Origin of the sequence: Daejeonella sp., assembly GCF_046590655.1 — a bacterium.
Taxonomy (GTDB): Bacteria; Bacteroidota; Bacteroidia; order Sphingobacteriales; family Sphingobacteriaceae; genus Daejeonella.
The window spans coordinates 1-12,438 of the sequence record NZ_JBKJUM010000011.1 but is presented as its reverse complement, the minus strand read 5'-3'; the positions used below and the strand labels follow the sequence as shown (position 1 = coordinate 12,438).

Sequence of the window (12,438 nt, the reverse complement as noted above, 5' to 3'; positions counted from 1 at the left end):
TGTATTTTTGGGCATAGCTTATTCTTGATGTGTAGTAACTCAAAAGTAGCTATAAAACCGGGGGCTTTGATCCCCGGTTTTTAACGAAAAATTATTTTAACCGGACACTAGTGATTTGAGAATTAGCGAATTGGAGCGTATCTTAAGCCATGTCAAGGCTCCCAAACATTGAAAATCCTATCGTTTCAAAGACTTTTTCTTTTGCAGTTAACGCTGCCAGATACTGTAAAACTTTGCAAAAAAGCAGGGAGTTTCCGCTTGCAAATCAGCTCTTCAAGAGTTCTACCTCAATTGGCGCCAATGTTCGGGAGGCGCAAAACGCAGAAAGCAGAGCTGATTTCATTCATAAATTCAAGATTGCAATTAAAGAGGTTGAAGAAACTGAATATTGGTTAGCTTTGTGCACCGAACTGTATGATCATACTGAGTTATCGGCATTAAAAGAACAATTATTAGACATTCAAAAAATCATAAATAAAATAATTTCCACGAGCAAAAAAAAACACCAGCTAATTAGCTTGGTTGCCAATTTGCTTATTTACTAATTCTCTAATTAAACTTATGAAGTTTTTCATCGACACCGCAAACCTTGCTCAAATTAAAGAAGCACAAGCCTTAGGTATACTTGATGGTGTAACTACAAATCCAAGCCTGATGGCTAAAGAAGGTATTACAGGCCATGATAACGTAATCAATCACTATAAAGCGATTTGTGATCTTGTAGAAGGTGATGTGAGTGCTGAGGTAATTGCAACCGATTTCGAGAATATGGTGAAAGAGGGCGAAATATTAGCCGCCCTTAATCCTAAGATCGTTGTTAAAGTTCCAATGATTGCCGAAGGCATTAAAGCTATTAAATACTTCAGCTCAAAAGGCATCAAAACCAATTGCACACTGGTATTTTCTTCCGGACAAGCTTTGCTTGCTGCTAAAGTTGGCGCTACATATGTTTCCCCCTTTATTGGGAGACTTGATGATGTTTCAACCGATGGCTTAACTCTTATTGAGGATATTCGTTTGATTTTCGATAATTACGGCTTTGAAACACAGATCCTTGCAGCCTCTGTACGCCATCCTATGCATATAATTAACTGTGCAAAAATCGGCGCCGATGTGATTACTGGTCCATTATCAGCTATGTCCGCTTTAATGAAGCACCCTCTAACTGATAGCGGATTGGCGCAGTTTTTAGCGGATCATGCGAAGGCAGCCGGGAAGTAAGTTGTTACGTGTGAGTTGTAAGTTATAGGTGGTAAGTTATAAGTTGGGACGGAAAGCCGAAGTTACATGAGACACTTCTTTGATCTCTTAATAATAGGTGGCGGTCCAATCGGGATGTCCTGCGCAATTGAAGCGCAAAAAGCCGGTTTGTCATATGTAATTATTGAAAAGGGTTGCCTGGTTAATTCTCTTTATAATTATCCGGCAAATATGACTTTCTTCTCTACCTCAGAAAAGCTGGAGATTGGGGGCGTGCCTTTTGTATCGAACAATATTAAGCCCACGCGAGCTGAAGCACTGGAATATTACAGAAGGGTCGCCGATAAGTTTGATCTAAACCTCCGTTTATTTGAAAAGGTGGAGGGTACAAAAAACGAGGCCGGAAAATATCTTATTCAAACAGACAAAGCAGAATACCTGGCTGAGAACGTTATTGTTTCGACGGGCTTTTATGATCTCCCCAACCTAATGAACATCCCGGGCGAAGATCTTCCTAAAGTCCGCCATTACTACAAGGATCCTCATTTCTATGCAAGACAGAAGCTTGTAATAATTGGTGCTAATAATTCATCAGTGGATGCAGCACTGGAAACATACCGAAAAGGCGCAGATGTTACCATGGTAATCCGAACTGAACAAGTTGGCGAACGAGTGAAATATTGGGTACGTCCGGATATCGTTAACCGGATCCTGGAAGGTAGCATTAAAGCATATTTCAACTCAAATCTTAGGTCCGTTCGTAAACACGAAGTTGAGATAGAAACCCCGGAAGGCAGGATTACAATTGCTAATGATTTTGTATTAGCCATGACAGGCTATAAGCCTGATTTTACTTTTCTTAAAAAACTAGGAATCCGGCTCTCTGGTCACGATTTACAATTGCCTGAACACGATCCGAAAACCATGGAAACCAATATAAAAGGAATCTATCTCGCTGGTGTAGTCTGCGGCGGAATGAATACACATAAATGGTTTATCGAGAATTCGAGGGAGCATGGGGAGCGGATCGTAAAATCTATTCAGAGCTCGGTAAAGAAATAGGATTCGATTTTTACAATAAGAATCGGATACCAATTGCCTGTTACCAGTTAACAGGCTGGGCGGATAACCATGCGAATATTCGAGTAAGTCATCATGCTAAGCATCCAGCCTGGTAACTGGCAGCTGGTAACTGGCAACTGACAACACCCTATTCAATCATATCCAACACTTCCCCAATTGGTTGGTCACTCTCAATCAAAATCCCCCTTACCCCTGCTGCCTCTCCGGCAATAACATCCCGTTCACGGTCGCCGATGAAATACGACTTAGACGCATCGACCTGGTACCGTGCTATGGCTTTTTCGAGCATCAGAGAGCCCGGCTTGCGGCATAGACAGTTCCCATTATATTGCGGATGATGATTACAGAAGTATGCTTCGGTGATCGTAATTCCCTGCTTAGCATAAGTATTGATTAAATGATCATGCATTTGCTGAAGTGTCTCCCGCGAGTACCAGCCTTTTGCCAGTCCGCCCTGGTTGGTGATAACGATCAGTAAATAGCCTCTGTCCTGCAATTCTTTCAGAGCAGTAAAATTATGCTCCAGGACCTGAAATTCTTCGAATTTGCATACATAGTCGCCCAATTCTTTATTTAAAACCCCGTCCCTGTCTAAAAAAACTGCTTTCTTCATCTATTTTCAATTGTATTGTAGATTGTGCAAAAATATTATCTTTATTGCTTAGTCATGCCCATTAACAATGACATTTGATTCGGTTATTGCTTTGGCTATGAAATAACTGAATTTAAATCACCTCGCCATTGCATCCCTGATGTAATTGTCTGCTACCGGCCAGGCAGGCGGGCAAAGCGAAGCCAAATGTCAAAAGCTAAATCACTAAAACAATTTCAGCCTTACATTGCTGCAAACAGCAAAGTGGCCGAATTTACTGTAAAATCAGTACTTCTCGGTGCAATTTTCGGAGTAATTTTCGGAGCTGCCACTGTTTATCTGGCGCTTAAAGCCGGACTGACTGTTTCTGCCTCTATCCCAATTGCTGTATTAGCGATATCAATTGGCAGGAAGTTTTTTAAGACAACAATTCTTGAAAATAACATCATTCAAACTACTGGTTCTGCAGGTGAATCCATAGCCGCCGGAGTAGTATTCACCTTGCCCGGTTTCTTGTTTTTATCTGCCGGCAGCAATAGCGAGTCCTTTTTTTCCTACTGGCCAATATTTTTCCTGGCGGCCCTTGGCGGTATTCTGGGGACTTTAATGATGATACCGCTTCGTCGCTCGTTGATCGTTGAAGAACACGATAACCTACCTTACCCGGAAGGAACCGCCTGTGCTTCAGTATTGATCGCTGGTGAAAAAGGCGGAGATTTTGCCAAGACTGCATATTACGGACTTGCATTTGCTTTCGCCTATGCGATATGGCAAAAGGTATTTCATGTAATAGCAGAGGCTCCCACCTGAGCAACTTCAAAAACCAATAAGTATTTCCCTTCGGCTACTGTAAATGGCGAAATCACCCCGGAGTATAGGGGTGTAGGATATATAATAGGTCCAAAAATAGCAGTTAAGCCGACTGATGATGACCTCTCATTTAAGACGGTGATTTTTGGTAGTATCGCGTTAGTTGTCCTAATGGCTGTTTTACCACAAATTCCAGGAGATTCTATTCTAAATAAGCTTTTGATTGGTGTTCTGGTTATTGTATTTGGATTCTTTTTTGTTACTGTTTCAAGCCGTATTGTAGGCTTAATTGGAACATCGTCCAACCCGGTTAGGAATGACTATAGCCACATTAATGGGCACCTGCTTAATTTTCATCAGTATTGGCTGGACAGGAGAGTTATATGAACCAATGGCCCTGGTAGTAGGAAGTATGATTTGTATTGCTGCCGCCAATGCGGGAGCAACTTCACAAGACCTTAAAACGGGATATATAGTTGGCGCAACTCCACGTTTCCAGCAGCTCGCCTTATTTGTAGGAGCCATCGTTTCCGCTGTAGTAATTGGCCTAACCCTATCGATCCTTGATCGTCCGAATGCTGAAATGATATCTCAGGGAATTAATCACGCCATCGGTACCGAAATGTATCCTGCACCACAGGGAACCCTTATGGCCACGCTGATCAAAGGCTTACTCTCCTTTAACCTGGACTGGCAATTCGTTCTTGTCGGAGTATTCCTTTCTATTACCATGGAACTTTGCGGCGTCAAATCGCTTTCATTCGCGGTAGGCGCTTACCTCCCATTATCTACGACTCTGCCAATTTTTGCAGGGGGTGCCATTAAGGGATTAGTTGATCGGAGGTCTAGAGACCAGCACGAAAAACAGGAGGATGAAGACCTTGGCAAGGGGAATCTTTTCGCCACGGGATTGGTGGCTGGAGGTGCATTAATGGGGGTGCTTTATGCGTTCCTTATGGCTTTCGAAAGTACTGCAGAACCAGTAGGAAGCCTCAATATGGAGGAATCTCTAACCGGGGCCCTTGGAGAAGGAGGCTTCCAGATTATGGGATTCTTGTTTTTTGTGGGGATGGGGATTACTCTTTATCGGATAGCGATCAGTAAAATATAAGGAGGTCGCAGGGTTCTTCCCCGACTAGGTCGGGGATCTCGTGCAGACGCGGCGCAGCTCGCGTCCTCTGGATATATCAAATAAAACTCATTCAAAACCACAGCGGAGCGACATTTAGTTCGTTAATTGTTTGCATACGAAATAAGCTGATTGACACGGCGGCTGTGGCCGCATGTCATTAACGAGATCCCCGACCATTCGGGGAACAGTCTTATAAATGACTAACCCCTCCCGATACAATAAATTTCATTGCCTCGCTTGCGCTCATATTTAATGTTTTCACACGCTCAACACTAACAATACATAGTTGGCCGGCAAATGAATATGATAGAGGGAAATAAACCGCTACTTCGCCCGGGTAACCAATTTTTGAAAGGTCTTTTTGGGTAATAAATCCGATCTTTTTAAGGCCGGTCTCGTTTACCTCAACAACAACCGGCTCGCTGAACTTTTTATCATCACCCACAAATGCCTCCGTGAGGTCTTTGAATGATGTGTATATTACATTGAACACGGGCAATCTCCTCAACCATCGGGCAAACCATTTTTTTATGGGATCGGTGACAAAATTGGTTACTATAATTCCTACTACGATCAGGATAACTAAAACAGTCAGTATACCCAGGCCTGGGATGTAAATTGGCTTGCCCATTTGATCAACCCAAATCACGTCGCTAAGGTTTAATGCCGTGTCAACCTTAACAAAGATCCAGTAAATAAGAAACACGGCAGCGGCTAAAGGAAGAATCACAAGCGCTCCCCTGATCATATAATTTAGTAAAGCCCTGACTATTCTATTCATAATAATAAACTCTTTTTACTCTCTGGGAAATTCCCGTTAAAACCTCATATGGGATGGTTTGCATTTGCTGCGCAAGATCTTCAACCCGGATAACATCATTGAAGACGATCACTTCATCCCCCTCTGTTGCATTTATACCCGTAATATCAATCATACACATGTCCATACAGATCCTACCTATAGTTCTGACCTCTTTCCCTCGTAACAACATCGTGCCTACACCATTGCCCAGTTTCCGACTATAACCATCTGCATACCCAATTTTCACCGTTGCAATTGTACCGCCATCTGGCATTTTGCCTTCACGGCCATAACCGATTGTATCACCTGCCGGGATCTGTTTGATCTGCGAAATGCTGGATTTCAGCGAAGTTACAGTTTGCAGAGGAGATTTGGTAACGATTGATGTATCGATTCCATAAAGGCCTATACCTAACCGTACCATATTGAAGGTCGCATCAGGCCAGCGGCTGATTCCGGAAGTATTTGATAAGTGACGGAGGATAGGGTAAGTGTAATTCCTGGTAACCTGCTCAGAAAGTGTTGTAAATAGTATTATCTGTTGCTTCGTAAATTCGTCCTGCCCCGGGTCTTCACTAGCAACCAGATGTGAGAATATGCTCTGGATATGAAGTGAAGGATTTTCGGAAAGAATATTGAGTAGCTGATCTATTTCATTTTCCATAAAACCAAGCCGGTGCATGCCTGTATCAATTTCGAGATGTACAGGATAGCTTTTGATGCCTTTACGGCTAAGTGTAACTAAAAATTCTTCCAGTATTCTTAGACTGTATATTTCCGGTTCAAGGGTATTCTCAATAATGGTATCAAAGGCCATTGAATCGGGGCTCATTACCATTATCGGCAGACTGGTTCCTGCCTTTCTCAAAGCGACACCTTCATCGGCATAGGCGACAGCTAAATAATCCACCTTATTAAACTCCAACAGATTTGTGATCTCAAAACTTCCGCTCCCGTATGAAAATGCCTTCACCATGGCCATTATTTTAGCCCCCAAAGGCAGCAGTGATTTGTAATAGTTAAGGTTATGTTCTAATGCATTCAAATTGATTTCCATTACAGTTTCATGCACTTTCTGAGTAAGCAGCTGGCTTATTTGTTCAAATTCGAATGCCCTTGCTCCTTTAAGAAGGATAGTCTCATGCCCAAATTTTATGGTCCGGAAAGCTTTAAGAAAATCCGCAGTTGTTTCATAAAACTCTTTTTCACAATTGAATTTTACACCATACTCACTGATCAGCTTACCCACGCCAATCAGCCGCTCGACAGATTTATTCTCAATCATTTGTCCGACCTGTTGATAAACTTGTTCGGAATCAGAACCTGGTATGTCCGAGAGTATCAATGTGCGTCTCGAATACTGGTTCTGCTGTTTTAGAAAATCAAGAGCAATAGCGAGTGAAGAAAGATCCAGGCTATAGGAATCATCAATTACTGAACAGTTATTAATCCCTGTTTTAAGCTCCAGCCTCATACCGATAGGTACTAATTTTTCAAGCCGTTTATCAGCTTCTTCAGGTTCATAACCAAGGGCTAGCAAAGTTGCCCAACAAATGATGGCGTTCTCCACCGAAGCCTGGTCAGTAAAAGGGATCACAACTTCTACATCTTTGCCCTTATACTTGCCACGCAAAAATTGATATTTGTCATCGAGAATTTCGTCGTCAAAGATTTCGAGATCTGCTTTACCGCGGTAAGACCAGGTAAATTTATTAGTTCCCGGCAGTTCACCCTGATACTGATCAAGGTATTTACACGAATAAATAAAAAGATCTACCCCTTCAAATAACTTTAGTTTTTCCCTTATCTTCTCTTCCAACGACTCAAATCCTTCCTGGTGGGCCTCACCAATATTGGTAAGAACTCCAATGGTAGGTTTTATCATTGCTGCCAGAGCAGTCATCTCATCCGATTTAGATATACCAGCCTCAAAAATGGCGAGATCATTCTCTTCATTCATCTCCCAAACCGAAATTGCGACTCCTAACTGAGAATTATAACTTTTTGGACTTCTTACAATATTATTTTCAGGAGCAAGAACCTGATAAAGCCATTCTTTGACAATTGTCTTCCCGTTACTTCCGGTGATTCCGATAACGGGATATTGAAATTTTGAACGATGGAATGCCGCAAGTTCCTGGAGCGCTTTTAGGGTATCCTCTACCAGGTAAAAATTACTTTCTTTGAATGCAAGATGGTCAAATTCCGAATCGGAGATAACGAAGTTCCGCACTCCGGCTTCATAAACTTCATTGATAAAACTGTGTCCGTCACGGCGACCTTTTAATGCAAAAAAAAGTCCTTGATCCAAATCACTAAGCTTCCGGCTGTCGGTCAAAAGCGTCCGGATCATTGCGTCTTTAAGCTGAACAGACGCCTTCGCATTCATGCCCGCCGTTAATTCTTCCGCAGAATAAAGGATATGGTTCATCGTTTGCTAATTTCACTATATTTTAAAGAATAAATTGAATATTTGCGATATTTCATCAAATTGAAAAACGAACAAGTCACCCCTAAAGTTTTTACCAGGAGCGAGTGTAAAACTAAGGCAGAAAGTTTCTGCGCCTATCAGGAACGTTCTCAGCATGAGCTAAGAAGCAAACTATACGACTGGGGTTTACACGAAAGAGAAGTAGAGGAAATTATCTCTGAGCTTATCCAGCTAAACTTTCTTAACGAAGAACGCTTTGCAATGGCATATACCCTTGGGAAGTTCCGGATAAAAGGCTGGGGCAAAAACAAGATCCGGCAGGGACTGAAAATAAAACGGGTTCCCGATAAAATGATCATTAAAGCTCTTATGGCTATTGATACAGATGATTATATCGCGAAACTCAAAGGCTTGATTGAGAAAAAAAGCGCATCTATGAAAGTAAGTGATCCTTATAAACTTAGGTTTATGCTATCAAGATATGCAGCACAAAAAGGGTATGAGCAGGATTTAATTAGGGATGTACTTAAAAAAGATGATTAGATAAATCAACAAATAACTTATGGCTGATTCAACCCCATTTTACATTGACAATGAAACTCCCTGGGAAGACCTTGGCGACGGGTTATCATTACTTGGTCTCTTCCCCGACTGGATCGGGGATCTCGTAAATGGCACGCGGCCATAGCCGCTGTGTCGACCGGCCCATTTCGTTTGAAATCTATTAACGACTTAATGTCGCACCCTGGGGTTTAGAGCCGGCGATGTTTAATATATCAAGTGGACGCGAGCTGCACCGCGCCTGCACGAGATCCCCGACCTAGTCGGGGAAGAGCATAAAAAAAGCCCGCCCCTTTTATATCGAGCGGGCTTTAAATTTAAACAGAAGTTTTAAAGCATTTTGCCCTCAGAATCTACTTCAATAACATCATATCCGAGTTTTTGTAAACCCGGTTTAATCGCAGCCTTATCTCCCACTATCACAATATTCATTTTATCGACAGGCAGATGTTTTGCTGCCAGGGCATTGATCTCATTTTTCGTAATAGTTTGCAAGATCTCATTCTGTTTCTTAACGAAACCGCTTTCCAGATTATAGCGGATAATATTATTCAGAAAAGCGGCCTTCTGAAACGCTGTTTCATATCTGCGGGCATCACTTTGTCCTATTGCGCTCTTTACAAAAGCTAATTCAGCGTCAGTAATTCCCTCTTCTTTATAGCGTTTTATCTCTTTCATAAATTCAACTACTGAGCTGTCGGATACGTTTGTACGAACACCCGCAGAAGCCGTGTACGGTCCGGCGGACTCAGTTCCCGAAAAACCAGAACCGGCTCCGTAGGTGTAACCCTTATCCTCACGCAAATTCAAATTAATACGGCTGTTGAATGCACCACCAAGTATATAATTCATTATGCCTGCTCTGTAATACTCACCAGTTGCATCGAAAGGTAAAGCCAAATAACCAATCCGTATTTCAGATTGTGCTGCTTTGTCTTTATTTACCAGATATATCTTAGTTTTCTCTATAGCAGCCGTTTTCGCATCCGCCGGGATCTGTACCGGATTTGCCTGCCATTTATTAAGGAAAGCCAGTTTAGGCATGATAGCCTTTTGCTCTGTATCTCCAACAATAACAATATCAGCAACAGAAGCCGAGAAATTATCATTATAAAACTTCTTGACATCATCCAAAGTTATCGTTCCAACGCTTGCTATTGTACCGCTATTAGGGATTGCCATAATGTTGCCTTCACCATATAATAATTTGTTATAAACGTTTGAAGCAACAACAGGTGCTTGTGTGCTTTGGTTGGCAATCGACTCCAATGTTTGTTTCTTCAAACGATCGAAATCAGCCTGATCAAAACGAGGGTGAAGCATACGTTCTTCAAGCAGTACTAAAGTTCCATCCAGGTTCTTTGTAAGTGATTGCACCTGTATATTCATACGGTCAGAACTACTAAAAAAACTTATGGAAGAACCTAGCTTTTCAAGCTGGCTGCTGATCTCTTCCGCAGTATATTTGTCAGAAGCTTCATTAAGCATAGCAGCTGTGAGTGATGAAATGCCGGCCTTTGCAGGATTCATAGCTTCTAGCTTATGGCCTCCCTTAACCGATACCAGGAGAGTTACTGATGGAACTTCATCATTTTTAGCCCCTATGATACGGACACCATTCGTGGTTTTATCTGTCCAATACGGTGGCACTTTTACGACCGGATTAGCTCCAGCGGCAGGGCGCATCTTACGATCGAAATTATCTGTTGCTTTTTGATATTTTAATCCGCTATATTGATCTTTTGGTGCAACATAACCAGATGTGTTCACAGTATAATTATCTGCGGTAGCCACAGCATCTGGTTTGCCTTTCGGCACCACGCTTAGTATAACCGCATGTTTACCTTTAACGTACTTATTGTAAACCCGCATCACGTCAGCACTATTGACCGCTTTATAACGTTTCAGGTCAAGAGGTAAATAATTAGGGTTACCGGTAAATGTTTGGTATGCTGCCAATGCGGAAGTTTTTCCAGAAACACTGGAAAGACTGTTGATTTCACCCGTTTCATAAGAAACTTTGAAACGCGTGAGTGCATCTTCAGAAACACCTGTGGTCTCAAATTCAAGAAGCGCAGCCCGAACCATCTTTTCCATATCGCCCAGAGTTTGGGTTGGAAAAGGCAGCACTGTAACAGAGAATTCGCCGCCTAGTTCAGAAGCTTGATTTGAAACGCTCGCCTGAACTGCTTTTTGAGTTTTAACAAGATTCTTGTAAAGTATAGAGTTCTTACCCCTGCCGATAATGTCTGCTAAAAGATCTAATGGCACCTCGTCAGCGTGAAAACGTGGAACCGAAGGAAATGTCATTTGAAGCATCGGAAAACGAACATTGTCTTCATACGATATGTATCTGTCATTATTAAGAACAGGAATTGGAAGTTTCATATTGCTAACCTCGGGACCTCTTTGTATAGTACCGAAATATTTCTCGGCAAGTTTTAACACCTGCGCAGGTGTAATATCGCCGCCAACTGTTAATGTCGCATTGTTCGGACCGTACCAGCGAAGGAAAAAGTTCTTTAGGTCATTTACATTTCCACGATTCAAATCCTCCAGGTATCCGATGGTCGTCCACGAATAGGGATGTCCATAAGGATACAGCGCTGCCGAAGCCTTTTCGTAAACAAGACCGTAGGGCCTGTTATCATAATTCTGGCCCCGCTCATTCTTTACAGTAGAACGCTGAATCTCAAATTTCTTCTGAGTTACTGCATCAAGTAAAAAACCCATTCTGTCAGCTTCAAGCCACAAAGCGGTTTCCAGTTGATTGCTTGGGAGCGTCTCATAATAATTTGTGCGGTCACGGTTGGTGCTACCGTTCAAAGTTCCTCCTGCTTCAGAGATAATCTTAAAGTGAGCTTCATCGCCAACATTATCCGATCCCTGGAACATCATGTGCTCAAAAAAGTGGGCAAAGCCTGATTTACCCACTTCTTCACGTGCCGAACCCACATGGTAAGTTACGTCGACGTGCACTATAGGATCAGAGTGATCTTCATGTACAACTACCGTCAGCCCGTTTGGCAATACATATTTCTCGTAAGGGATTAGGATCTCATTCCCTTTACGGGTTACCTTTTCAACCAACCTGGTCTGGCCGGGCGATTTAGTAGTTTGTGCCTGCACCTGGACACCCAGGAACGCAAGCATTAAGATGCTTAGTTTAAACTTTTTTATCATAAGGATTTTATAATTGGACATGCAAAGTAGCGATTTCCAAAATAGTCTGCAAGACAGATCAAGTCCCCCGCCACGGGATGTTTACCCATTTATCACGAATTTACACCTGAATACGCGATCTCAATAAATTTGACTCCAGAAAGGTCACTACCATGTTGCATGAAAAAAAATTACCCTCATTGATAGTAAGGAATGTTCGCCTGGGAATAATGTTTGATATGCTTAATGAATTGGCCAGCGGGGTTGCTTCTGACCAGTCGCAAATAAAAAATTGATATAGTTGAAGAATGGGAGAGTTGAGGGAAAAAATGAGTAATCTGGATAACAAGATAAATTTGGAAAAAATAGCAAAAGAGCGATACCGGAAACTAATTTGCCTTTTTAGGCAGAAAACCTTCACAATTAACGTTTCCTTGAATTACATCCTCAAATCGGGATTTAAAAAAGAATCGGTGAAATGGAGATCCAATGGGTCATCATATAAATCAAAACTTCTTGATTGATGTCCTCTCTCCTTAACTCTTTCGTGGTTGTTCAATTTTTATTTTACAATTTGTTCGAATTGTACTGTTTAATTTAGACAAAGGCTTTTCTCGCTTCTCTGTCAGGATCGTTCTTTAATTCGGACTGATCATCAAGAATCA

Annotated in this window: 11 protein-coding genes; 7 read left to right on the top strand and 4 right to left on the bottom strand. The window is 42.0% G+C overall.

Annotated elements, in window-relative coordinates:
- The first annotated feature begins 149 nt into the window (after positions 1-149).
- The 3 genes from ACLL8Z_RS00765 to ACLL8Z_RS00755 all read left to right on the top strand — a co-directional run bounded on the left by ACLL8Z_RS00765 (position 150) and on the right by ACLL8Z_RS00755 (position 2,262).
- The gene (locus ACLL8Z_RS00765; RefSeq protein WP_411272834.1) at positions 150-545 is read left to right on the top strand and encodes a four helix bundle protein; all 396 of its coding nucleotides are present in this window, start codon (positions 150-152) and stop codon (positions 543-545) included.
- Between the two features lie 16 nt (positions 546-561).
- Complete coding sequence (gene fsa, locus ACLL8Z_RS00760) at positions 562-1,221, top strand: fructose-6-phosphate aldolase (protein ID WP_411272833.1); 660 nt, start codon at positions 562-564, stop codon at positions 1,219-1,221.
- A 66-nt stretch (positions 1,222-1,287) separates the two neighbouring features.
- Positions 1,288-2,262 (top strand): YpdA family putative bacillithiol disulfide reductase, encoded by a 975-nt coding sequence (locus ACLL8Z_RS00755; RefSeq protein WP_411272832.1) that lies wholly within the window; start codon positions 1,288-1,290, stop codon positions 2,260-2,262.
- Between the two features lie 148 nt (positions 2,263-2,410).
- Here the strand turns inward: ACLL8Z_RS00755 and ACLL8Z_RS00750 are convergent, their stop codons facing one another.
- Complete coding sequence (locus tag ACLL8Z_RS00750) at positions 2,411-2,896, bottom strand: D-glycero-alpha-D-manno-heptose-1,7-bisphosphate 7-phosphatase (protein WP_411272831.1); 486 nt, start codon at positions 2,894-2,896, stop codon at positions 2,411-2,413.
- Positions 2,897-3,082: 186 nt separating this feature from the next.
- On the opposite strand from ACLL8Z_RS00750, the gene ACLL8Z_RS00745 reads away from it, so the two are divergent.
- Both ACLL8Z_RS00745 and ACLL8Z_RS00740 read left to right on the top strand, forming a co-directional pair.
- Entirely contained in the window at positions 3,083-3,685 is a 603-nt protein-coding gene (locus tag ACLL8Z_RS00745) for an OPT/YSL family transporter (RefSeq protein ID WP_411272830.1), read from the top strand.
- A 316-nt stretch (positions 3,686-4,001) separates the two neighbouring features.
- Positions 4,002-4,796, top strand: a complete 795-nt coding sequence (locus tag ACLL8Z_RS00740) for an OPT/YSL family transporter (RefSeq protein ID WP_411272829.1) — start codon at positions 4,002-4,004, stop codon at positions 4,794-4,796.
- 211 nt (positions 4,797-5,007) lie between these two features.
- On the opposite strand, the gene ACLL8Z_RS00735 is transcribed toward ACLL8Z_RS00740, so the two are convergent.
- Together ACLL8Z_RS00735 and ACLL8Z_RS00730 are read right to left on the bottom strand one after the other, a co-directional pair.
- Positions 5,008-5,598, bottom strand: a complete 591-nt coding sequence (locus ACLL8Z_RS00735; RefSeq protein WP_411272828.1) for a DUF502 domain-containing protein — start codon at positions 5,596-5,598, stop codon at positions 5,008-5,010.
- Positions 5,591-8,050 (bottom strand): bifunctional UDP-N-acetylmuramoyl-tripeptide:D-alanyl-D-alanine ligase/alanine racemase, encoded by a 2,460-nt coding sequence (locus tag ACLL8Z_RS00730; RefSeq protein WP_411272827.1) that lies wholly within the window; start codon positions 8,048-8,050, stop codon positions 5,591-5,593. The genes ACLL8Z_RS00735 and ACLL8Z_RS00730 overlap by 8 nt, the downstream gene beginning before the upstream one ends.
- 60 nt (positions 8,051-8,110) lie before the next feature.
- On the opposite strand from ACLL8Z_RS00730, the gene ACLL8Z_RS00725 reads away from it, so the two are divergent.
- Both ACLL8Z_RS00725 and ACLL8Z_RS00720 read left to right on the top strand, forming a co-directional pair.
- On the top strand, positions 8,111-8,593 hold the full coding sequence (locus ACLL8Z_RS00725; RefSeq protein WP_411272826.1) for a regulatory protein RecX: 483 nt from the start codon (positions 8,111-8,113) through the stop codon (positions 8,591-8,593).
- Between the two features lie 19 nt (positions 8,594-8,612).
- Positions 8,613-8,738 (top strand): hypothetical protein, encoded by a 126-nt coding sequence (locus ACLL8Z_RS00720; protein ID WP_411272825.1) that lies wholly within the window; start codon positions 8,613-8,615, stop codon positions 8,736-8,738.
- A 203-nt stretch (positions 8,739-8,941) separates the two neighbouring features.
- Here the strand turns inward: ACLL8Z_RS00720 and ACLL8Z_RS00715 are convergent, their stop codons facing one another.
- Positions 8,942-11,794: a M16 family metallopeptidase gene (locus ACLL8Z_RS00715; RefSeq protein WP_411272824.1), complete on the bottom strand. Its 2,853-nt coding sequence runs from the start codon at positions 11,792-11,794 to the stop codon at positions 8,942-8,944.
- Positions 11,795-12,438 lie beyond the last annotated feature (644 nt).